The organism is Oharaeibacter diazotrophicus (genome assembly GCF_004362745.1).
GTDB lineage: Bacteria > Pseudomonadota > Alphaproteobacteria > Rhizobiales > Pleomorphomonadaceae > Oharaeibacter > Oharaeibacter diazotrophicus.
The window spans coordinates 119639-142645 of sequence record NZ_SNXY01000012.1 but is presented as its reverse complement, the minus strand read 5'-3'; the positions used below and the strand labels follow the sequence as shown (position 1 = coordinate 142645).

Sequence of the window (23007 nt, the reverse complement as noted above, 5' to 3'; positions counted from 1 at the left end):
GCGGGTCCTCAATACTCCCGCTCGTAGAACACGCCGACCTTGCCGCCCGACTGGGGCCCGACCTCGGCGCGGGCCTTGAGATTGTCGGTGATGTCGAGGTTGACCGAGACGTTGGACTGCCCGTTCGCGCCGGCGGTGACGCCGAGATAGACGTTGTCCGAGATGTAGCGCCCCGCCTGCACCGCGGCGTTGCCCTTGGAATCGGTGACGACGTCGAGGTCGTCGAGACCGACCGCGTTCCTGAGCTGGCCGAGCACGTCGGTGCCGCCACCCCCGCCGGCGAGCTGCGCCGCCGCCACCGCCAGCCGCGCGATCTGCACCGGCGACAGGTCGGACAGCGAGCGCCCGAACAGGAAGTGGGCGAGCACCTCGTCCTGCGGCAGTTCCGGCACCGACGACAGCGTCAGCTTCGGGTCCGACGCCTGCCCCGAGATCGACGCCGTCACCGTGATCGTCGACGACGAGGTGGTGGCGACGAGGTCGATGTAGGGGTCGAGGTCGCCGACCAGCGTCACCTCGCCGGAGGTGAAGGTGATGCGCTGGCCGATCACGTCGAGCCGGCCGCGAATCAGCGTCAGGCTGCCGACCGGCTGGATCGCCGCAACCGGCCCGGTCACCGTCACACGTCCGCCGAGTTCGGCGTCGATGCCGCGGCCGCGCACGAACACCGCCCGCGGCGCGTTCACCGTGACGTTCACCGTGATGCCACCGGACGACGCGGCCGCGCCGCCGCCCGCGGCCTTGCCGGACACCGCGATCTGCGCGCGCTCCAGCGTCCGCCGCACGTTGATCGGCGGCAGGCGGTGGCGGACGTCGAGCAGCGTCGCGGCCGAGCCGAGCCGTTCGGGCACCGTGATCTCGGCGCGCACCACGTCGATGCCGCCGCCGACGGCGAGCGCGCCGGCCGCCTGTCCGGACGTGGTCAGCCGGCCGTTCAGCACGGCCGTGACGACCTGCCCGTCGGTGACGCGGGCGCGGTCGAGCGAGACGGTCACGTCGACCGGGAAGCCCGAGCCCGGCCGGATCCCGACGCTGCCCGAGGCCGAAACCGAGCCGCCGCCGACCCGCGCCGACAGCCGCTCGATCACCGCCCGGTCGCCGGCGAGGGCGAGGCGGAGCTCGATGCCGGTGATTTTCATGGTCGTCGCGGGGTCCGAGATGCTCGCCCCCGACACGGTCACCGCGCCGGTGACGCGGGGATCGGTCACGGGCCCGCCGATTCGGAGATCCACCGCCGCGGTGCCGGACACCCGCGTGCCGCGCACCGCCAGCGTCCGGTCGGCGAGCGACAGCGGCACCTGACCGCGCACGCCGACGTCGAGCGCGCCGGCGCCGGTCGGCACCCGCCCGGAGGCGGTGAGCGCGAGGCCGGACGGCCCGGTCACCTTCACGGTCGAAAGGTCGACCGTCTCGCCGGCGAAGCGGCCCTCGGCCGCGACCGCCAGCGCGCCGACGCCGGCCTCGCGCGAGGCCGCCACCGAGATGCCGCTGCCGCGGACCGTGAAGGTCGCCTGCGGCGCCGCCGGCGTGCCGGTCACCTTGGCGGTGGCGTCGACCCGGCCCTGGGCGCCGAGGCCCGGCGAGGCCGCGTCGGCCAGCGCCAGCGGCAGGCCGTCGACGCGCAGATCGACGTCGAGCGCCGATCCCGCCGAGCCGGTGACGCGGACGCGGCCACCGCCGAGGTCGGTGTCGGCGGTGAAACGTGCCGTGCCCTTGTCGTAAGTGCCGTTCGCCGTGACCTTCAGCGCGGCGACGCCCGCGCGTTTCAGCGCCGCCGCGGTGACGCCGTCGCCGCGGACGTCGAAGCGCGCCGACGGGTCGCCCGCGGGGCCGGTCACCGCGACGCTGCCCGACAGCGTGCCGCCGAGGCCGAGGTCGGGTGCCACCGCGTCGGCGAGCGCCAGCGGCAGCCGCGTCACGGTGGCGGCGAGGTCGAGCGTGTCGGCGACCCGCCCGCCGACCACCACCCGGCCGTCGCCGACGGTCAGCGTCGCCTGCGGGATCGTCACGGTCGAGCCGCGCACCGCCACCGTCACCGGCGCCGCGAGCGCGGCCTTGAGCTTCGGTGCCCGGGCCGCGTCGAGGCGGGAAAGGGTGAGGTCGTAGCCGCCCTCGACCGCCGCCAGCGCTCCCGTCACGGCCGCGGTGCCCTCCGCGAGGTCGGCGGAGACGTCGAAGTCGGTGCCGCCGCCGGCCCGCGAGGCCGCCGTGCCGGTGACGCGGTCGACCGCGACCCCGCCGGCGGCGACGTCGCGCACCTCGAAGCGGCCCTGGATCGTCGGCACGCCGAAGAGGTCGCCGATCGCGGCGGAGAGCTCGGCCGAGCGGACCGCGTTGCCCTCGACCGTCAGGCCCGAGGCGGTCGCCGACACCGTCGCGGACTGCTTCGCCTCGGCGGCGGCGAGCGTGACCTCGGCGGCGAGCCGGCCGCTCGCCTCGGTCAGGAACAGCGGCGCCACCACGGCGAGGTCGGGCGCGTCGAGCGAGAGGCCGCCCTCGAACAGGCCGTCCGGCCGGGCCGTCACTGCGCCCGTGAGCCGGTTCGGCCCGGCGGTGACCGCGAGACCCTCGATGCGGCGGCTGCCGTCGGCGGGCGAGGCGACCGTCGCCTTGCCGTCGATCGCGACCTCGTCGAGCCGGCCCGACAGCGTCAGGGCGCCGTCGACGGCCGAACCGGCGATCCGTCCCTGGAAGCGGGCGAGGCCCTGTCGCAGCGTCTTGCCGTCGAGCACCAGCCGATCGGCCGAGAGCGACGCCGTCACCGCCGGCGCGGTGCCCTCGCCGGTGATCGACGCCGACACCGACAGCGGTCCCGCCGCGCCCGCCGCGACCACCGCGAGGTCGGCGAGTTCGGCGCCGAGCGAGAGGTCGGCCCTGTCGAGGTCGTAGGCGCCGTCGAGCCGGGCCTTCAGCCGCGGGTTCTCGATCCTGAGGTCGGAGAAGCGCAGACCGTCGACGCTGCGCGAGGCGCCGCCGGCGATCGTGGTGCGGCCGGCGAGCAGCGCGTCCGCCTGCGGCGACCCGAGCTTCAGGTCGACCGTCTCGGAGGCGATCGTCAGCGCGAAGGCGCCGGTCGCCGCGCCGATCGTGCCGCTGGCGTCGAGGGTCGCCGCGCCCGACACCTCGGCGCCGGCGAGGCCGCCGAAGGGCGCGATGTCGCCGGCGTTGAGCCAGTAGCGGCCGTCGAGGGTGGCGCCGTCGATCCGGCCGGCGAAATGCACGGCGGCGTTGGGATTCTTGACCTCGGCGATCTCCACCGTCACCGGCGCGCCGGCGGTCCAGTCGCCGCGGGCGGTCAGCTCGAAGCCGCCGCCGAGCGCGCGCGACAGGTTCGGGTCTGCGGCGACGAGATCGCGCAGCGCGCCGGCGACCTCGAAGGAGACGTGGCGCCTGGCCGGATCCTGCAGATTCTCCGCCGCGCCGGCCGCGGTCAGCGTGGTGCGCGCGGTCCGGAGCGTGCCGGTGTCGAGGCCGGCGAGGTCGAAGGAGGCCGTCCAACGATCGCTGCCGCCGCCGAAGGCGAGCGTGACATCGGCGCGGTCGACCTTGCCGCCGCCGGGCAGCAGCACCGGCCCGTCCGGATCGGCGAAGCTGCCGGTCAGACCGAGCGCGGTCGGGAAGCCGTCGGCGGCGAAGGCGCCGCTCGCCGTCAGCGCCGCCACGGCGGAGCGGATGTCCGCCTTGTCGAGCCGGACCGTGCCGTCGGCGCCGTAGGTGGCGTCGATCGCCAGCGTCGACGCGCCCTCGACATAGGGCCGGAACGCGTCGTCGACGAGCGGCGCCAGCGTGGCGTCGACATCGGCGAGGAAGCGGTAGGCGCCGGCGCTCTCGGTGATGGTCGCCCGCCCCGAGACCCGGCGCTCGCCCGCCGCCGACAGCGCGACGTCGGCGCCGAAGTCGGTGAGCGGGCCGGACCCGGCGATCGAGAAGGCCACCGCCGGCCGGCCGGGGATGCCGATCAGGCTGGCGACGACGCCGTTCTCCGGCTCCTCGAGCTTCAGGTCGAGGTCGAGCCGGCGGCTCTCGTTCTCGAACTTGGCGACCAGCGCCAGCCGGCCCGGCTTGGCGTCGGTGCGCTGCACCTGCACGTTGGAATCGAGCGTGCCGCCGGCGAGCGACACCGCGCCGTCCACCGACAGCGTCACCGCTTCGCCGATCACCGGCTGGGCGAGCGCGATCACGGGCACCGCGAGCTTGCCGATCCGGACCTCGACCGGCAGCTCCGGCAGCGCGAAGCCCGGGCTGGCCGCCGGATCGACCGTGGTCGACGGCAGCGGCGGCCGCGTCACCGTGATGCTCTCGGCCTCGAGCGATTCGACGTCGAGCCGGCCGCGCAGCAGCGCCAGCCGGCTCCAGACGAGGTGCGGCCGCTCGATCGTCAGCCAGACGCCGTCGCGGTCGGCGATCGTGATCCGGCTGATCGTGACGTCCGACGACAGCGCACCGTCGATGGAGCCGAGCGAGATCTTGCGGTCCGGCGTCGAGATGGTGTCCTCGACGAAGCGCACGAAGGCGCCCTTCTCCGCGCTGTCGTCCTCCTGCGCGCCGGCGACGGCGAACACGGCGAAGGCGGCGGACACGAGCGAGACGAGGCCGAGGAGGACGGCGAGGGGACGGCGCATCGGGATCTCCTCAGAACGACTGGCCGAGGCCGACGTAGACGGCGAAGGCCGGATCGCCCGGACCCGGGTTGAGCGGCACCGCGCCGTCGACGCGGATCGCGCCGAGGCCGGTGTAGTAGCGCAGGCCGATGCCGGCCCCGAGCGCGAGGTCCTCGGAGAAGTCCGGCAGCGAGGAGGCGAAGGCCTGCCCGGCGTCGAGGAAGGGCACGACGCCGATCGTGTCGGTCACCTTGGCGCGCAGTTCCACAGAGGCTTCGACGTAGGACCGTCCGCCGATCGGGTCGCCGGTGGCGTCGCGGGGGCCGACGTTGCGGTAGTCGTAGCCGCGCACCGAACCGCCGCCGCCGACGAAGAACATCCGGCTCGCCGGGAACTCGTCCTGCGGCACCCCCGCGATCGAGCCGACCGCGGCGCGGCCGGCCAGCACGAAGCGGGCGTCGGCGTCGAGGGCGAGATAGGTCGTGCCCTCGAGCTCGGTGACGGCGCCGGTGTTGCCGTAGGAGAATTCGTGGAACGGCTCGAGCTTGCCGGTGAGGGTGAAGCCCTCGGTCGGCTCCAGCGCGTCGTCGCGGGTGTCCCAGGTCAGCGAGGCCGGCAGGCTGGCGATCAGGAAGTCGTCCTCGACGGCGGCATCCTCGATGCGGACCGCCTCGAGATTGGCGGCGACCTCGCCCTTCAGACCCTCGAAGAACGCGTGCGCGAGGCCGACCCGGCCGCGGACGGTGTTCTGGGTGTAGGCGTCGAGCACCTCGCGCTCGCCGTTCACCGCGGCGGTGAGGTCGGTCCAGGGCGTCAGGATGCCCGGCTTCACGAAGCTGGTGCCGAGGAAATAGGAGAAGTCGGTCGGGTCGGTCGAGGCGATGCCGGCGACCCGGCCCTCGAAGCGCAGCCGCTCGGCCTCGCCGAACAGGTTGCGGTGCTCCCAGTAGCCCTCGACGCCGGCGCCCTCGGTGGTCGAGAACGAGCCACCGGCGCCGAACACCCGCGGCAGCCGCTCGGCCACCTTGACGTCGATCGGCAGCGTTCCGTCCGGCCCGACCGCGTCGGCCTCGACGAGGCGCTGCGAGGCGAACACCTGGAGCCGGCGGAGGTTCGCCGCGGCGCGTTCGAGGTCGCGCGGATCGTAGCGGGCGCCGGGCTTCAGGCCGGTCATCCAGGCGGTGAAGGCCGGATCCATCCGCTCCGTGCCGGAGGCCGTCACCGGCCCGTAGACCGCCGCCGGCCCCGACTTCACGTCGATGCCGACGTCGAGCGTCGAGGACGGATGGTCGGCGACCGCGTCGCGCTTCGCGATCTCCGCCTTGGGGAAGCCCTGGCGCCGCCACTCGTCGACCAGCACGCGCTCGGAGCCGAGCACCGCGGTCGAGCGCGCCGTCGCGCCCGGCACCAGACCGAGGCTCTCCGGGGTCGGGGTCTTGCGATCGGCGAGGTCCGGCCGCGGCGGCGCGCGGCCGTCGATGGCGACCTTGCCGAAGGTGAAGCGCGGGCCGGTCGAGACGGAGACCGCGACCTTCACCGGCTTCGGCAGCACGGCATCGGGTTCGATCGTCGCGGGGTCGCGGCCGTCGACGGTGATCGTCACCGCCCCGCCGTAGTAGCCCTCGGCGTAGAGCGCGCCGACGAGACGGGCGTATTCCGCCGACACCCTGGACAGGAAGGCCGCGGTGGAGGGCGGCGGCGTGTCGTCGCGGTCCGCGTAGAGGGCCGAGGCGTCGCGGATCCGTGTCGCGAGGTCGTCGTCGCCGGTGTCGACCGAGACGTCGATCGCGTAGGGCTGCGCGTCCGGCGAGGCCTCCGGGTCAGGCGCCTTCTCGCCGAACAGGTGGACGCCGAAGAGCTCGAACGCCCGCGCCGGGCCGGCGGCCGTCGTCGCGCCGAGGCAGACGGCGAGCGCCGCCACGCCCGCGGAGAGGCCGCGCGCCCTGTCGTTCCGACCCTGTCCCATCCCGTTCGACCCTCGACGCCCGTACACTCGCGAGCCGCCCCACGGGCGCATCCTATCGGATACCGACGCGCCCAGGAACCCGGCCGGGACCGATCCCGGCGATCCCGCGTTCGGACAACGCACGGGATCCCCCGATGGTCTCAACCTCCGGGAAAGGATGTCGGCATACCCTTTCGGAAACCATACCGGCAGGACCTGCGGACCCTTGAATCTCACCGATCAGATCCTGTCCGGCGCCCCGCGGCCCGGCCCGTCCGGCACCGTCGGCCGTCCCGTCGCCTTCGCCGGCTGCGCCGGCCTCTATCATCCGGCCCCCGGCGCCACCGCCGTGCTGATGGTCGGCACCTGGGGCTACGAGGCGTTCTGCCAGGCCAGGGCGCGTCGGATACTCGCCGAACGGCTCGCCGCCGCCGGCTACCCGGTGCTGCGCTACGACCACCCCGGCACCGGCGACAGCCTCGACGACGGCGCCGCCGACCTCGCCGGCTGGAGCGCCGCGCTCGCCGCCGCCCGCGTCCGGCTGGAGGAACTGAGCGGCGCCGAACGGATCGTCGTCGTGGCGGAAGGCGTCGGCGCCGCGCTGGTGCTCGCCGGCCTCGATCCCGATGCGCCCTGGCTCGCCGGCTTCGCGGCGCTGGCGCCCGTGGTCTCCGGCCGTACCCACCTGCGCGAGATCCAGGCGCTCGGCGCCATGGTCGGCGGCACCCTGCCGGACGCCGTGGCCGTCGCGGGCTTCCGCCTGCCGCCCGGCGTCGCCGCCGATCTCGGCCGGATCGACCTCCGGAGCGCCGAGTTCCACGTGCCCGCGGCCTTCGTCGCGGCCCGCCCCGCCCGCAACACCGAGGAGGCGCTCGCCGGCCGGCTGCACACGCCGTCCGGGCCGGCGGAACTCGTCGCCTACGCCGACTACGAGGCCTCGGTCGGCGACCCCACCCGCGCCGAGCCGCCGCGCGCCACCCACGACGCGCTGCTCTCATGGCTCGCCGCCGCGGTGCCCGCCGGCCATGCCCGGCCGCGCCCCGTCGCCGCCGCGCCCGCCTCCGACGAACTCGTCGGCCCCGGCTTCGTGGAGGTCGGCGTCCGTTTCGCCGAGGCCGGCCGGCTCTACGGCGTCCTGACAAGCCCCGCCGCACGCGCGGCACGTACGGCGGTGGTGATCGCCAACGCCGGCCGCGACCCGCACGTCGGCTGGGCCCGATTCGGCGTCGACCTCGCCCGCGGTCTCGCCGCACACGGCGTCGCCGCGCTCCGCGTCGACCTCTCGGCCGTCGGCGAGGGCCTGCCGCCCGCCGGCGCCGAGGACGCGGAACTGCTCTATTCCGTCATTCACCAGGACGACGTCGTCGCCGCCGCCGACTTCCTCGTCGGCGAGGGCTTCGGCGACCTCGTCCTGACCGGTCGCTGCAGCGGCGCCTACGCCGTCCTGCACGCCGCGCCGCGGATCGCGGCGGCGCGCGCGGTGGTGCCGGTCAACATCCTGCGTCTCGTCTGGGACCCCCGCGAATCGGTCGCGGCCGCCATCGCCGGCGACGTCCGCCCGATCGGCGCGGTGGCGAAGCAGGCGCTCGATCCCCGGATCGTGCTGCGCATCCTCAAGGGCGAGGTCGACCCGCGGAACCTCCTGCGCCGCCTCGCCGGCCGAGTGGCGGCGCGGCTGCCGGCCGCCCGGGCGGCGGAACGGGCGCGTCGGCGCGCCGCCCGCGACCTCGTCGCCGGCCTCGCCGCCCGCGGCACCACGGTCGCCTTCGTCTCGGGCAAGACCGACGGCGGCGTCGGCCTGATCGAGGACGCCTTCGGCCCCGGCGGCGCCGAACTCTCGGCCTTCTCCGGCGCCTCGCTCAGACTCGTCGCGGACACCGACCACAATTTGACGCCTGCCGCCGCGCGCGCGAGCGTCGCCGGCATCCTCGCCGCGATCGCCGGCGCGTCCTGATCCCCGATCCGCCCGCTCGGCGCGGATGGCCCCCGGGGAGTCCGCGATCTCGGAAACCTGTCGTCCACCAAGCCGGAACACCGCGGCGGAGATCGATTCAATTTGCATCAATCGCTTTAAGGCCCGGGCATTCTTCCTACCGTATCGTCTATTTTGACAGACGCGGGTCGGAAGCAAGAAATGTTGGATCGCCTGCAATCCATGGTACGCACCGCGCGACGCCTCGTTGCGCACCGGAGCGGCAACGTCGCGGTGACCTTCGCGCTGGCGGTGATGCCCATCGTCCTCGCCTCGGGCGCCGCGGTGGATTTCAGCCGCATGGCCGCGGGCAAGGCGCGCCTTCAGAACGCCTCGGACACCGTGGCCCTGGTCGTCGCCAAGGATATCGAGCGCGGCAAGACCTCGGCGCAGATCACCGCCGACATGAACGCGGTGTTCTCCAACGAGATGAGGACCTCCGACCTCAAGTCCTGGAGCGCGTCCTACGCCTACAACAGCGACACCGGCGTGGTCACCGTCAACGCCAGTGCGACCGTGGACAGCGCGGTGATGGGCATCGTGCGGGTCGACACCCTCGCCTTCAAGGCCAAGTCGACCGCGACCTTCGGCACCGATTACGTCGAGATCGCCTTCGTGCTCGACAACACCGGATCGATGAACGACAACGGCAAGCTGACGGCCCTCAAGACCGCGGCGACGTCGATGATCGACAAGCTGGCCGCCACCCAGGCCGGCAAGGCGGGCCGCGCCTCGGTCGCGATCGTGCCGTTCGGCGTCACGGTCAACGTCGGCACGGGCTACGATACGGCCACTTGGCTCGGGCCGAAGAAGACCTATCAGAACTGCTATTACAGGTGGATATCGACCAGCCGTTGGGGCGGATACTACCAGTACACCTGCGACACTTACACTTATACGTGGACCGGCTGCGTCAGCGACCGCGTCTCGCCCTATACGACCACCAACGAAGCCCCGGTGACCACCAAGCCCGCGTCGCTCTACCCGCGCGACTACGACTACTGCTACAACTCGCAGATGATGCCGCTGACCACCGACTTCACCGCGGCCAAGGCCCGGATCAACGCCCTCGTCGCCAACGGCGCCACCAACATCCCGGTCGGCGCGATGTGGGGCTGGAACATGCTGACGCCCGGCGGCATCGCCTCCAACGCCCAGGTCGCCAGCGGCACCAAGAAGATCTCGCGTTACGCCATCGTCCTGACCGACGGCCTCAACACCGGCAACGTGCTCGGACAGACGTCGAGCCAGATCGACACCAACACGACGACCATCTGCACGGGCATGAAGAGCGCGGGGATAACGGTCTTCACCGTCCGCGTCATCGACGGCAACGAGACCCTGCTCCAGAACTGCGCCACCAGCTCCGACTACTACTACGACGTTTCGAACCCGTCGGCGCTGACCAGCGTGTTCGCCAAGATCCTCAGCAACATCACCAAGCTGCGGCTGTCGTCCTGACCGCGCGGGTGAGGGATCACCCCGTCCGGGCGTCGAGTTCCCCGAGCAGGCCGCGGGCGCGCTCGTCGCCGGTGGCGGCGGCGACCGCGAGGTGGTCGCGGGCACGGGCGAGGTCGCGCGGTTCGGCGAACCAGGCCCAGTATTCCCCGAGTGCGACCGCCGCGGCGGTGTCGCCGGCCGAAAGCGCCCGTTCGAGCAGCGCCACCGCACGGCCGTGGTCGCGCTCGACGCCGAGGCCGCGGATCAGGAAGCGGCCGAGATTGATCATCGACTGGGTGTGGCCGGCCTCGGCGGCGCGCTGCCACCACGACACCGCGGCGGCGGCGTCGGACGTCCGGCCGTTGCCGGTGGCGAAGGCGACGCCGAGTTCGGCCTGGGCCGCGACCTCGCCGGCGGCGGCGCGCTCCTCGAGCGTGCGCGGCGGCGGCGGCGCGGTCTCGCGCGGCTCGCCGCGGCGGACCTTGCCGATCTGGTCGAGCCGGGCACGGGCGCCGGAATGGCCCTTCTCGGCCGCCGCCCGGTACCAACGCGCGGCCTCCTCCTCGTCGATCGGCCGGCCGTTGCCGCGCGAGTGGAGGTCGCCGAGGCTCGCCATCGCGTCGGCGTCGCCGCGCAGCGCGGCCCGGCGCAAGAGCCGCTCGGCGGCGACGAGGTCCTTGCCGACGCCGAAACCCTCGACGAGCAGTTGGCCGAGATGGCGCATCGCCTGGGCGTTGCCGCGCTCGGCCGCGCGGGTCAGCCAGTGCGCCGCCTCCTCGAGGTCGATCGGACAGCCGAGGCCGTAGAGGTGGAGCGCACCGATCGACATGAACGCGGTCGGGTTGCCGGCCGCGGCCGCCTTCTCGAACCACTGCCGGGCCGCGCCGTGGTCGGGCGCGCCGAGATGGCCGCCGGCGAGCAGGGTGCCGAGCCCGAGCGCGGCCTCGACGTGGCCGGCCTCCGCGGCCTTGCGGTACCACGTCGCCGCGCCGGCGGGATCGGCGGGACCGCCGAGACCGGAGGCGAGCACGAAGCCGAGCGTGGCGGCGCCGTCGATGCTGCCCGCCTCCGCCGCCATTCCGGCGTAGCGCCGCGCATCCTCGTGGTCGGGCGCGAGCCCACCGCCGCCGGGGAACAGCTTGGCGATCGAGGGCGGACGGCGCTCGAGACCGGCCGGCGCCGGCGCGCCGGTCACCAGCAGCGCGGCGAGACGGGCCTGGGCGCCGGCGTGGCCGGCATCGGCGGCCCTGCGGTGCCAGGCCGCGGCGTCGGCGGGATTGGTGATCACGCCTTCGCCGGCCTCGTAGGCGCGACCGAGGGCGTGGGCGGCCTCGGCGTCGCCGGCCTCGGCCGCGGCGGCGTAGGCCTTGGCCGCCTCTCCGAAGCGACCGGCGGCGCGGGCGGCGTCGCCGCGCAGGCGCGCCTTGCGGCCGCGGTCGCGCGTGAACAGGCCGGCGAGGACGTCACCGAGGCTCATGGCTCCGAAAAGCCTCCGTCGAGGGTCTTGAAGGTGCTGCCGACGATGGCGCGCAGCAGCGTGTGGGTGCCGACGTCGATGTCCGCGGTCAGCGGCATGCCGGGCACCAGCCGGAAGTCCGCGGGCACGTCGCGCAGTGTCTCGTCGACGATGTCGATCTTGGCGAGGAAGAAGCTGCGGCCGTCGCCTTCCTTCGGCGTGAAGCTGTCGGCGCTGATCGAGCGGACGATGCCGCGCGCCGAACCGTGCTCGGCGAAGGACCACGCGTCGAACTTGACCGCGACCTCGTCGCCGACCCTGACCACGCCCTGATCGTCGGCGGCGAGGTTGGCGTCGATCTCGAGCGTGGTGCCGAGCGGCATCATGGTGATCAGCTTCTCGGCCGGCTGCACCACCGAGCCCACCGAGAAGGTGCCGACCTGCAGCACCACCGCGTCCTCGACGGCGCGCAGCTCGACGAGGTCGCGCCGGCGCGCCGCCTTGGCGCTCTCCTCGGTGGCACGGTCGAGCGCGATGCGCTTGTCGGCGAGGTCGCGGGCGATCTCCGCGATCCGGCCCTTCTCGTAGACCACCCGCTCGGAGCGCAGCGATTCCATCTCGTGGCGGGAGGCCTCGATCACGCCGGCGGCGTCGGCGACGTTGCGCTCCATCTCGAGCCGGCTGTCGGTGGCGATCAGGCTCTGCAGCCGCGAGCCGACCTTCTTCTCCTCGAGCGTCGTGCGCATCGCCTCGACCTCGTTGAAGAGGCCGAGCCGCTCGCGGTAGTAGCCGAGTTCCTTCTCCGTCTTGGCGATGCTGTGGCCGACCGCGGCGAGCTTCTCGTCGTAGCGGGCCAGCGCGGCGCGGTGCTCGGCGGCGCGGGCGTCGTAGAGCGCCCGCTGCACCGCCGCCCAGGCGTCGTCGGTGGCGGGGGTGTAGGCAGCGCCGGCGAGTTCGGCCTCGAGCCGGGCCACCTCGGCGGAGAGATGGGCGCGCTCCTGGAACAGGCGCTGGACGTCGGCGGCCTGGAAGGTCGGATCGAGGGCGGCGAGCAGCTGGCCCTTGCGCACGACCTCGCCGTCGCGCACCAGGATCGAGCGCACGGTGGCGAGCTCGAGCGGCTGCACCACGATGGTCGGCGACGTCGGGACGATCCGTCCGCGCGCCCTGACCACCCGTTCGATCGGCACCACGGTGGCGAGCGCGATCGCGGTCGCCACCATCAGCGCGATCACGTGCAGGGTGATCCGCGTGACGAGCGGCACCTTCTCCGCGATGATCTCGGCGGTATCGGACTGGAAGTCGGTGATGGCCGCGAGCGCGGCGGCGTCAGCCGCGCGCGTGCGCGGTCGCGTGACCGTGGTCATCGGCGTCGTCCCGGGAAAGGTGACGGTTCTGCTGGAACCACAGGTGACGATAGACGTCGGAGCGGGCGAGGAGGTCGCCGTGGCGGCCGGCGTCGATCACCCGCCCCTTGTCCATCACCAGGATCTGGTCGCAGTCGACCAGCGAGGTCAGGCGGTGCGAGATCACGATCACCGTGCGTCCGTGCGCGATCCGGCGCAGGTTGGCGTTGACGATCGCCTCGCTCTCCGGATCGAGCGCGCTGGTCGCCTCGTCGAACACCAGGATCGGCGGATCGGTGACGAGGGCGCGGGCGATCGCGAGGCGCTGGCGCTGGCCGCCGGAGAGGTTGGAGCCGTTCTCCTCGATCGGCGTGTCGTAGCTGCGCGGCAGCCGCTCGACGAACTCCTCGGCGCCGGCGAGCCGGGCCGCGTCGATCATCGCCTGCACCCCGGCGTCGGGGGCGGCGGCGAGGATGTTGTCGCGGATCGAGCCCTGGAACAGGAAGCTCTCCTGGAGGACGACACCCATCTTGGAGCGCAGGTGGTCGAGGTCGATCTCGCGCAGCTCGACGCCGTCGAACTTGACGAGACCCTCGTAGCCCTGGTGCAGGCCCTGCAGCAGCCGCGTCACCGTGGTCTTGCCCGAGCCGGAGCGGCCCATGATGCCGACCACCGTGCCCGGCTCGATCGCGAAGGAGACGCCGTCGAGCGCCGGCGTGCGGGCGTCGGGGTAGAAGAAGCGCACGTCCGTGAACGAGATCTCGCCCGACATCTCGGGCCGCGCCCCGCCGGACCGGCGCGGCTCGGGCGCGACGTTGACTACCGAGGCGACCTGGGCGACCGCGCCGCGGACCTCCTGGACCTGCTGCATCAGCGCGGCGATCTGCACGATCGGCTGGGTCGCGCGGGTCGCGATCATCGTGAAGGCGACCAACGTGCCGGCGAACATCGCCTTGTCGTCGTGGATCGCCATCCAGCCGCCGAGGGCGAGCGAGCCGGCGTAGATCAGCCGTTCGAGCGGGGCGAGCAGGGTCTGCGGCTGGTTGGCGAGGTTCTGCAGCGCCGTCTGCGCCCGCACCGAGGCGGCGACGCGGACGTCCCATTCGCGCCGCTTGCGGGTCTCGAGCGCCAGCGACTTGACCGTGCGGGCGCCGTGGATCGCCTCGATCAGGAAGGCGTTCTTCTTGTGCTCGGTCTCGAGCACGCGCTGGTAGGCCCCCGCCATCGGGCGGATGTAGAGGAACACGATCACCGCCATCACCAGCGACACCGCGATCACGAAGGCGGCGAGCGTGGCGTCGAGCAGGATCATCGCCGGAATCAGCACCACGAGCGTGGTGGCGTCGAGCAGCGTGGTGAACAGCTGGCCGGTGAGGAAGCCGCGGATCCGGCGGACCTCGCCGAGCTTGTAGGCGACGAGGCCGGTGGCGGTGCGGTCGAAGAAGTCGATCGGCAGGCCGACCAAACGATCGAACATCTGCACCTGGATGCGGGCGTCGATCCGCTGGGTCGCGGTCGCCACCATGGCCCGGCGCAGGTAGCCGAGCACCGTCTCGAAGCCGAGCACCACCAGCACGACGCCGAAGGTGGCGAGCAGCGTCTCGGTGCGGTGGTGCACCAGCACCTTGTCGATCACGATCATGTAGAGGAACGGCGGCACCAGCGTCAGCACCGACAGCACCAGCGCCGCGATCGCGACGTCGCGGAACAGCCGGCGCTCGCGCAGCACCATCCCGGCCATCCAGCCGAGGCCGAACGGCCGGTCCTCGGCGGTGACGTCGTGGCGCCGGCGCAAGAACACCGTCTCGCCGTCCCAGAGCGCGCCGAGACGCACCGCGTCGACCGCCACCATCGGCGCGGTCGGCGCGGCGGGGTCGCGCACCATCACCGCCTCGACGCGGTCGTTGCGCACGAAGCCCTCGGCGATCAGCGTCGAGCCGTCGGTGAGGCGCAGCAGCACGGGATAGGCCTCGCCGAGCCCGGCGAGATGGGCGAAGTCGAGCTTGGCGGCGCGCGCCCGAAAGCCCTCGGCCTCCGCGATGCGGACGAGACGGTCGGTCGCGACCGGTCCGTCGACGCCGTGCCGGACCGCCAATCGGGCCGCCGACAGCGCCGCGCCCTGGCGCTCCGCGATCACCGCGAAGGCGGCCAGCGCGGCGTCCACCGACGCACCACCTTCCACGGACCCCTCGAGAGGGTCGCCGTCACGCATGTCCGAACCGCCCCCGCCGTCTTGCACGGATCGCCTCTTGTCGACCGCGAGTGTCCACCCGCTTGGTTAACCGTGCGTTACCGCGGGTTTACGAATCGACCGGCGAAAGGCTGCGCGTTAACGCGGGTTTAACCATGATCGCGGGAACGTCGGCGTGATCGGCTCCCGCGGCGGTGCCGCTCGGGGGAGAAGGTCGGATGCGGCGGCGCGCGGTGATCCACTGGGGCATCTCCAGCTTCTTCGGCTGGGGCATCTACGGCCTCAACCTCGCCCTGAACTGGTCGGCAGATCCGGCGATCGAGCCGCTGTGCTCCTTTCCGATCGACGAGAACCAGGTGGTGGTGGACGCCCTGAAGCGGCGCCAGCTCGCGCCCTTCCTCGCCGGCTCCGCCAGCCTGCAGACCCAGATCGCGCGCTACGCCGGCGGCGAGGTCGCGGTCGACGTGCCGCTGCTCGCCGCTCTCGGCAACGACTTCGCCGTGCCGAAGGCCGCCGGCGACGTCCGCCTGAACGGCCGACCGACCGTCGGCGTCGTGTTCTTCGAGATCCCGCAGCTGTCGGAACAGGCGCGCGCCAACGCCCGCGCGCTGCCGCTGATCGTCACCGGCTCGACCTGGAACGAGCGCATCCTGCGCGAATGGGGCGTCGACCACGTCCGCACCGTGATCCAGGGCGTCGACCCCACGGTGTTCCACCCGGCCCCGCGCGCCGGCATCCTCGGCGACCGCTTCAAGGTGTTCTCCGGCGGCAAGCTCGAGCTGCGCAAGGGTCAGGACCTCGTGCTCGCCGCCTTCCGGATCTTCGCCGAGCGCCACCCGGACGCCCTGCTGGTCACCGCGTGGCACAGCCCGTGGTACCAGTTCGCCAAGGCGATCGACCTGTCGCGCCGGGTCGCGCCGGTGGTCTACGCCGGCGACAAGGTCGACGTCCCCGGCTGGGCGCGCGCCTGCGGCATCCGCGACGACCAGTTCGTCGACCTCGGCGCCGTGCCGAACGCCTTCGTGCCGCCGATCCTGCGCGAGATGGACGTGGCGCTGTTCCCGAACCGCTCGGAGGGCGGCACCAACCTCGTCGCCATGGAGGCGATGGCCTGCGGCGTGCCGACCATCCTGTCGGCCAACACCGGCCACCTCGACCTGATCGAGCCCGGCAACTGCTTCGCGCTCGAGCGGCAGAACCCGGTGAGCGGCCCGGGCGCAGGCGTCGGCGCCACGCCCGGCTGGGGCGACAGCGACCTCGACGAGATCGTCGCCGCCCTCGAGACGGCCTATTCCGACCGCGAGGACGCCCGCCGCCGCGGCGCCGCCGGCGCCGAGACCATGCACCGCTTCACCTGGGCCGACACCGCCCGCGGCATGCGCGACATCGTGCTCTCGCTCTGAACGCCTTCCCTACGACCCTTCCGCCAGCAGCCGCGCCACGACGTCGACCACGCCGGCCCAGTCGCCGGCGGTCTCCTGGCGCACGAGGCGCATGGTCGGGTACCACGGCGAATCGGTCCGCCCGAGCATCCAGCGCCAGTCCGGGTTGGTCTTGACCATCAGGATGGTCGGCCGGCCGAGCGCGCCGGCGAGGTGGGCGAGCGAGGTGTCGGTGGTCACCACGCCGTCGCAGAGCGCCATCATCGCGGCGGTGTCGAGGAAGGCGTCGGGGCCGGCGTCGAAGCCGGGGCCGGGATGCTCCAACGCCATCTCCGCCGCGAGCCGGGTGACACCGCCGACCTCCACGGTCTCGGCCGGGTCGAGCTTGTTGACCGCGATCAGCCGCACCCCCGGCACGGCCGCGAGCGGGGCGAGCAGCGCCGGATCGGAGAGACTGCGGCCGCGGTCGATCGAGCCGGCGGGATTGCCGCGGAAGCCGACCGCGACCAGCCGCTCGCCGGCCCGCGGGTGCAGCCGGTCGCGCCAGCGCGCCACCCGTTCGAGGTCGGCGAACAGGTAGGGCACCCGCGCCGGGATCGACCCGAGCGTCAGGCCTAGCAGGTGCGGCAGGCTCATCATCGGCGCGACGAGGTCCTGGCCCGGCACCTCGGCGCCCTCCCCGACCACGGCGTCCGCGCCCTTGAGCCCGTCGAGCAGACGGACGAGGCCCGACTGCACTTGCAGCGTCAGCGTGCCGCCGAGCGAGCGCACCAGCGGCGCGAAGCGGACGAATTGCAGCGTGTCGCCGAGGCCCTGCTCGGCGTGGACCACCAACCGGCGGCCCTGGAACGGCGCACCGGTCCAGGTCGGCAGCCGGCGGTAGAAGCGCCGACCGGTGAAGCCCGGCGCGTCCCAGCGCGATTCGTAGAGCCGGAAGCCGGTGGCGTAGTCGCCGAGCCGGAGCAGCGCGATGGCGAGGTTGTAGCGCGCCTCGGCGAGGTCCGGCCGCGCCGCCGCGACCCGGCGCAGGTGCGCCGCGCCCTCGTGCGGCCGGCCGAGGTCGGGCAAAAGGTTGCCGAGGTTGTGGCGGGCGACGGCGTGCTCCGGATCGACCGCGAGCGCGCGCTCGTAGGCCGCCGCCGCGCCCGCGAGGTCGCCGACCTCGGCGAGCGTGACGCCGAGCGAGGCGTGGGCGGCGGCGCGCTCCGGCTCCAGCGCCACGACCCGCCGGTAGGCGTTGGCGGCGCCGCCGTGCTCGCCTGCGGCGGCGAGCGCGTTGCCATAGTTGTACCAGGCGTCGACGAAACCGGGCTTGACCGTGACCGCCCGGGCGAGCAGCCCGATCGCCTCGCCGACCGCCCCCTGCGCACGCCGGGCGACGGCGAGCAGGTTGAGCGCGTCGGCGTCGCGCGGATCGTCGGCGAGCACGGCGCGGTAGCCGGCGACGGCGGCGTCGAGGCGGCCGGCGCGGTGCTCGGCGAAGGCGGCTTCCAGCACGGCCCGGCTCAAGGCGCCCTCCCCCCGGCGATCCCGGTCACGGGCCTGATCACGGCCTCGCTCATGGCGTCGCCACCGCCGCGAGCGCCGCCGCGACCGCCCGGCCGACCGACGCCCAGTCGCCGCGCGCCGGCTGGCGGACGAGGCGCATCGTCGGATACCACGGGCTGGTCTCGCCGGCGGCGAGCCAGCGCCAGTCCGGCGAGTGCTTCAGCATCAGGAAGGTCGGCCGCGCCAGGGCGCCGGCGAGATGGGCGAGCGCGGTGTCGGAGGTGACGACGAGGTCGGCGACCGCCATCACCGCGGCGCTGTCGAGGAAGGCGTCGGGGCCCGCGTCGAACTCCGGCGGCGGCCGCAGGATCGGCGCGCCGGTAAAGGCGCCGAGCTGGTCGAGGCCGTGCTCCTTCTGCAAGGCGACGAAGCGCACGCCCGGCACCTGGAACAGAGGCGCCAGCGCCGCCAGCGGCGGCGAGCGGCCCTTGTCGGCCCGCGCCTTCGGGTTGCCCTGCCAGGCGAGGCCGACGGTGAGCCCGTCGAAGCGGCCGAGCCAGTCGCGCCAGCGGGCGATCCGTGCCACCTCGGCGAAGAGATAGGGCGCGTCCATGCCGAGGCCGTCGCGGCCGAGGCCGAGCACGTGCGGCAGCGACAGGATCGCCACCTCGGCGTCGAACGGCGGCAGATCGCCGCCCTGTTCGACCACCGTGACGTTCGGGTGCAGGTGGCCGAACAGGCCCATCAGCGGCCGGCGCACCTCGAGCAGCACCCGGTCGCAACGCTCCGCCGCCATCCGCACGAAGCGGACGAACTGGATGTGGTCGCCGAGGCCCTGCTCGCCGTGCACCAGCAGCGTGCCGGGGAAGGGATAGCCGTCCCAGCGCGGCACCGCGAAGCTGCGCCGGCCCATCTCGAGGCCGCCGAAGCGCCATTCGTAGTCGGCGAAGCCGCCGGCGTAGTCGCCGAGGATCAGCCGAGCGTGGGCGCGGTCGATCCGCGCCTCGGCGTCGTCGGGGGCGAGCGTCACCGCCTGCTCGAGTTCGGCCAGCGCCGGCTCGTAGCGCCCGGCCTCGCGGAGCGCGTTGCCGAGGTTGCGCCGGAACAGGGCATTGCGCGGGTCGAGCGTCACCGCCCGCTCGAGATGCGGCAGCGCCTCGGCGAAGCGGCCGTCGTCGGCGAGGATGCCGCCGAGCGTGGCGTGGGCCTCGGCGCGCGGCTCCTCGGCGATCAGCGCCCTGAGGAGGGTCGCGGCCTCCTCGGTCCGGCCGGTCCGGCGCAGCGCGACGGCGAGGTTGGCGCGCCATTCCGCGCTGGCGAGGCCCATCCGGCCCGCCTCGCGCAGGAGGATCAGGGCGCGGCGCCAGTCCTGCGTCTGCAGCGCCATGGCGCCCAGCATGTGCACGGCCTCGACGTGACCGGGCTCGTCGGCGAGCACGGCGGCGTAGAGCCCGCGCGCCCGCTCGGTCTGCCCGGCCCGGTGCAGGGCCAGCGCCGCCGCGAAGCGCTCGGCGACCGGCCGTGCCGGCACCGGGGCGAGGGTGCCGGCCGGCCGGGGCAGGAGCGCCATGCGGTCGCCGCGCACCACCGCGGCCAGCGCCTCGGCGGCACGGCGGATCGGCCCGGCGAAGGGCGCCGGCGTGTCGGCCTCGGCGTCGGTCTGGCGGAACAGCCGAACGGTCGGATACCAGGGCGTGTCCTCGCGCTCGCGCATGAAGCGCCACTCGGCGTGGCGCTTCAACAGCGCGAAGGTCGGCCGGCCGAGCGCGCCGGCGAGGTGCAGCACCGAGGTGTCGGTGGTGACGACGAGGTCGAGGTTGGCCATCACCGCGGCGGTGTCGAGGAAGGCGGCCGGGCCCTCGTCGAAGTCGGGGCCGAGGCTCTCGACGGCGAAGCGGTCGCCGAGCGCGGCGACCTGCTCCGAGCCGGGGCCCTTCTGGAGCGCGATCAGCCGCACCCCGGGCACCGCCGCCAGCGGCTCCAGCATGGCGAGCGGCAGCGAGCGGCCGCGGTCGACGCCGGGGTCGGGATTGCCCTGCCAGACGATGCCGACCCGCAAGCCCGGCCGCGCCGCCAGCCGCTCGGCCCAGGCGGTGACCCGCTCGGGATCGGCGGCGAGATAGGGCACCGGCGCCGGCACGCTGTCGAGGGTGGTGCCGCAGAGATGCGGCAGGCTCATCGCGAAAACGTGGAAGTCCACCTTCGGCACCGGCCCGCCCTCGACCGCGACGGCGTCGACGCCGGCGGCGGTCGCGAGCAGTGGCCCGAGCCGGGCGCGGCAGCCGACCACGACGCGGCTCGCCCCCATCGCCTTCAGGACGGTGGCGTAGCGGACGAATTGCAGGATGTCGCCGAAGCCCTGCTCGGCGATCACCAGCACCGACCGGCCCGCGATCGGCTCGCCCTGCCAGCGCGGCACGCCCTTGGGCGTCCCGGTCAGGAGGCCGAGGCGCTCCGATCGGATCCGGCCCTCGTATTCGCGGAAGCCCTCCTCGTAGCGTCCGGCGGCGAGCAGCGTCATGCCGAGCGCCATCCGCGCCTCGGGATGCTCGGGGCGGAGCTGGAGGGCGGCGCGGAAGACGTCGCCGGCGAGGTCCCAGCGGCCCATCTCCACCAGGGCGCTGCCGAGGTTGGCGCGGGCGTCGACGTTGCGCGGGTTGCGGGCGAGCGCCCGGTGGTAGAACCAGATCGCCAGTTCCGGCCCGGCGAGCCGCTTCTCGACCACGCCGAGGTTGGAGAAGCCGTCGACGTCGTCGGGCGCGCGCTCCAGCACCTCCTCGAAGGCGGTGCGCGCGCCGGCCTCGTCGCCGGCCTCCACCAGCACGCTGCCGAGGGTGTTGCGCGAGACGACGTCGTCGGGGGTCTGCGCCAGCGCGAGACGGAGCGCCGCGGCCGCCTCGGCCGGGCGCTTGACGGCGCGCAGCGCGGCGGCGAGCGACTTCAGGATCGTCGGCTCGCGTGGCGTCCGGCCGGCGGCCGTATTGGCGACGCGCACCGCCTCGCCGGCGTCGCCCTTGGCGATCAGGAGGTTGACGAGGTTCTGCACCGACGGCGGATGGGCCGGGTCGGCGGCGAGCACGCGCCTCAGCAGCGCCTCGGCCTCGTCGGCGCGCCCGAGCGACTTCAGCACCACCGCGGCGTTGCTGACGATGTCGCGGTCGCCGCCGGCGAGCGCGGCCGAGGTCCGCGCCAGCGACGCCGCTTCGGCGGCGGCCGCGGGGTCGCCGCGGCCGGTCTCGAGCAGGGCGAGGCCGAGGAAGTTCATCGCCCGGGCGTCGTCGGGGGCGGCGACGAGGCGGCGGCGGTAATCGGGGATGGCGAGGTCGGGACGGCCGCCGCGGTGACGCTCGATCGCGGCGTCGAAGGCGCGGGCGAGCGCGGCGTCGTCGCGCCCGCCGGTGGCCGCGGCGGCGCGCAGCGCCTCGGCGACACGGGAAGCGAGTTCGGCCCAGTCGCCGCGGCGCGCCTGCCGGAACAGCCGCATGGTCGGATACCACGGCGTCGTCTCGCCGGTGGTACCCCAGCGCCAGTCCGGCACCGCGCGCAGCATCAGCCAGACCGGCCGGCCCGCCGCCGCCAGCACGTGGGCGGTCGAGGTACACGAGGTGACGACGAGGTCGAGCGAGGCGCCGACGGCGACGGTGTCGAGGAAGGCGTCGGACCCGGCGTCGAAGTCGTCGCCGAGGCCGTGGACCGGGAACGGCGCCGCCGCGACCTGCTCGGCGCCGACGCCCTTCTGCAACGATATCAGCTGGACGCCCGGCACCGCGGCGAGCGGGGCGAGGACCGAGAGCGGAAAGGAGCGGCCGCGCTCCACCGGTGCCTTCGGGTTGCCCTGCCAGACGACGCCGACCCGGAACGGCCGCCCCGCGCCGCGCGGCGGCGGCAGGGCGTCGAGCCGCGCCCGCCAGCGCGCCACCCGGGCGGGATCGGCGACCACGTAGGGCCGGGCGGCGACCGTCTCCGGCAGGAGACCCAGCCGGTGCGGCAGCGACAGCAGCGCCACCCAGGCGTCCGAGGCCGGCGGCGGATCGCCGTCGGCGACCACGACCACCCGCTCGCCGGCCGCCCGGATCGGCACCATGCCCGAGATCAGCGCCTTCAGCGGGCGCTGGCAGACGAGGACGACGCGCTGGACGCGGTCGAGCAGACGCGGCACCAGACAGGCGAACTGCACCGTGTCGCCGAGGCCCTGCTCGTGGTGGACCAGCAGCGTGCCGACCGGTCCCGCGCCGGTCCAGAGCGGCAGGCCGGCGACCTTGGCCGGGACCGGCTCCACCGGCACGTCCCAGCGCCGCTCGTAGCCGCGCCAGCCGGCGGCCCAGTCGCCGGCGAGCAGTCGGGCGCAGCCGAGATTGTAGTCGATCACCGGCGAGCGCGGCCCGTCGGCCCAGGCGGCGACGGCGCCGGCGACGTCGCCGGCGGCGCGCAGCGCCGCGCCTAGATGGGTGCGCGCCGGCACGTCGGCGGGATCGCGCTCGACGAGGCCGCGCCAGATCACCGCCGCCTCGTTCGGCCGGTCGGTCTCCTCGAGCGCCGAGGCGAGCCCGAACAGCGCGTCGTGTCGGCCGGGGCCGATCGCGAGCGAGCGGCGGAAGTGGCGCTCGGCGATGTCGGCGCGACCCTGGCGCAGCCTTGCGTTGCCGAGGTGCTCCCAGGCGACCGCCTGCGCCGGATCGAGCGCGATCGAGACCTCGGCGGCCTCGGCGGCGAGCGCGGGATTCTCGGCGACCAGCGCCGCCAGCGCACGGTTGGTCCAGGCGCCGGCGGAGTCGGGCGCGCGCCGCACCGCCTCGGCGGAGGCGCGCAGCGCGTCCTCGCCACGGCCGAGCACGGCGAGCGGCAGCACGATGTTCTGCCACGCGGCGGAAAGGTCCGGGGCGCGCTGCAGCGCCGCCTCGATCAGCTCGACCGCCTCGGCCGGCCGGCCGCGCTGGTGCCGGACGACGCCGAGCAAGTGCAGCACCCCGGCGTCGTCGGGACGGGCGGCGAGCAGGGCCCGGTAGATCGTCTCGGCCCCCGGCAGGTCGCCCGCGCCGTGGCGCCGCCGGCCCTCGGCGAGGTCTATGGCGGCATAGGGGCTCTGGGGGACGGACGTCGGTTCCAATGCGGTCGGGGCCTCGGCTCCGGACGGCCGGGCGCGGCCCGCGGCCTCGACGTCCGAATCACCCGCGAGGCTGCCCGAT

Annotated in this window: 10 protein-coding genes; 3 read left to right on the top strand and 7 right to left on the bottom strand. The window is 74.2% G+C overall.

Annotated features, from left to right (window positions below):
* Window positions 1-8: 8 nt before the first annotated feature.
* Window positions 9-4622 (bottom strand): translocation/assembly module TamB domain-containing protein, encoded by a 4614-nt coding sequence (locus tag EDD54_RS21970; protein WP_126540720.1) that lies wholly within the window; start codon window positions 4620-4622, stop codon window positions 9-11.
* A 10-nt stretch (window positions 4623-4632) separates the two neighbouring features.
* On the bottom strand, window positions 4633-6567 hold the full coding sequence (locus EDD54_RS21965) for an autotransporter assembly complex protein TamA (protein WP_165644773.1): 1935 nt from the start codon (window positions 6565-6567) through the stop codon (window positions 4633-4635).
* A 205-nt stretch (window positions 6568-6772) separates the two neighbouring features.
* Between EDD54_RS21965 and EDD54_RS21960 the strand changes: the two genes are divergently transcribed.
* Both EDD54_RS21960 and EDD54_RS21955 read left to right on the top strand, forming a co-directional pair.
* A complete protein-coding gene (locus EDD54_RS21960) occupies window positions 6773-8500 on the top strand; it encodes an alpha/beta hydrolase family protein (RefSeq protein ID WP_126540718.1) in 1728 nt (575 codons plus the stop codon).
* A 201-nt stretch (window positions 8501-8701) separates the two neighbouring features.
* Complete coding sequence (locus tag EDD54_RS21955; protein WP_165645088.1) at window positions 8702-9979, top strand: vWA domain-containing protein; 1278 nt, start codon at window positions 8702-8704, stop codon at window positions 9977-9979.
* Window positions 9980-9995: 16 nt separating this feature from the next.
* On the opposite strand, the gene EDD54_RS21950 is transcribed toward EDD54_RS21955, so the two are convergent.
* From EDD54_RS21950 to EDD54_RS21940, 3 genes are read right to left on the bottom strand one after another with little or no spacing between them, the layout of a single operon-like run.
* Window positions 9996-11435 (bottom strand): tetratricopeptide repeat protein, encoded by a 1440-nt coding sequence (locus EDD54_RS21950; protein WP_126540716.1) that lies wholly within the window; start codon window positions 11433-11435, stop codon window positions 9996-9998.
* A complete protein-coding gene (locus tag EDD54_RS21945) occupies window positions 11432-12781 on the bottom strand; it encodes an HlyD family type I secretion periplasmic adaptor subunit (RefSeq protein WP_126540715.1) in 1350 nt (449 codons plus the stop codon). Before EDD54_RS21945 ends, EDD54_RS21950 begins: the two co-directional genes overlap by 4 nt.
* A complete protein-coding gene (locus tag EDD54_RS21940) occupies window positions 12744-14924 on the bottom strand; it encodes a peptidase domain-containing ABC transporter (RefSeq protein WP_245515865.1) in 2181 nt (726 codons plus the stop codon). The genes EDD54_RS21945 and EDD54_RS21940 overlap by 38 nt, the downstream gene beginning before the upstream one ends.
* A 245-nt stretch (window positions 14925-15169) precedes the next feature.
* Between EDD54_RS21940 and EDD54_RS21935 the strand changes: the two genes are divergently transcribed.
* On the top strand, window positions 15170-16354 hold the full coding sequence (locus EDD54_RS21935; RefSeq protein WP_126540713.1) for a glycosyltransferase family 4 protein: 1185 nt from the start codon (window positions 15170-15172) through the stop codon (window positions 16352-16354).
* A 9-nt stretch (window positions 16355-16363) separates the two neighbouring features.
* Here the strand turns inward: EDD54_RS21935 and EDD54_RS21930 are convergent, their stop codons facing one another.
* Window positions 16364-17842, bottom strand: a complete 1479-nt coding sequence (locus EDD54_RS21930) for a tetratricopeptide repeat protein (protein WP_126540712.1) — start codon at window positions 17840-17842, stop codon at window positions 16364-16366.
* 49 nt (window positions 17843-17891) lie between these two features.
* A complete protein-coding gene (locus tag EDD54_RS21925; protein WP_166653478.1) occupies window positions 17892-22928 on the bottom strand; it encodes a tetratricopeptide repeat protein in 5037 nt (1678 codons plus the stop codon).
* Window positions 22929-23007: the final 79 nt, after the last annotated feature.

Excerpts from the sequence above, each read along its gene's own strand:
- EDD54_RS21945 (WP_126540715.1), bottom strand. The coding sequence starts at position 12,781 with ATGACCACGGTCACGCGACCGCGCACGCGCGCGGCTGACGCCGCCGCG.
- EDD54_RS21935 (WP_126540713.1), top strand. The coding sequence starts at position 15,170 with ATGCGGCGGCGCGCGGTGATCCACTGGGGCATCTCCAGCTTCTTCGGC.
- EDD54_RS21950 (WP_126540716.1), bottom strand. The coding sequence starts at position 11,435 with ATGAGCCTCGGTGACGTCCTCGCCGGCCTGTTCACGCGCGACCGCGGC.
- EDD54_RS21970 (WP_126540720.1), bottom strand. The coding sequence starts at position 4,622 with ATGCGCCGTCCCCTCGCCGTCCTCCTCGGCCTCGTCTCGCTCGTGTCC.
- EDD54_RS21965 (WP_165644773.1), bottom strand. The coding sequence starts at position 6,567 with ATGGGACAGGGTCGGAACGACAGGGCGCGCGGCCTCTCCGCGGGCGTG.
- EDD54_RS21955 (WP_165645088.1), top strand. The coding sequence starts at position 8,702 with ATGGTACGCACCGCGCGACGCCTCGTTGCGCACCGGAGCGGCAACGTC.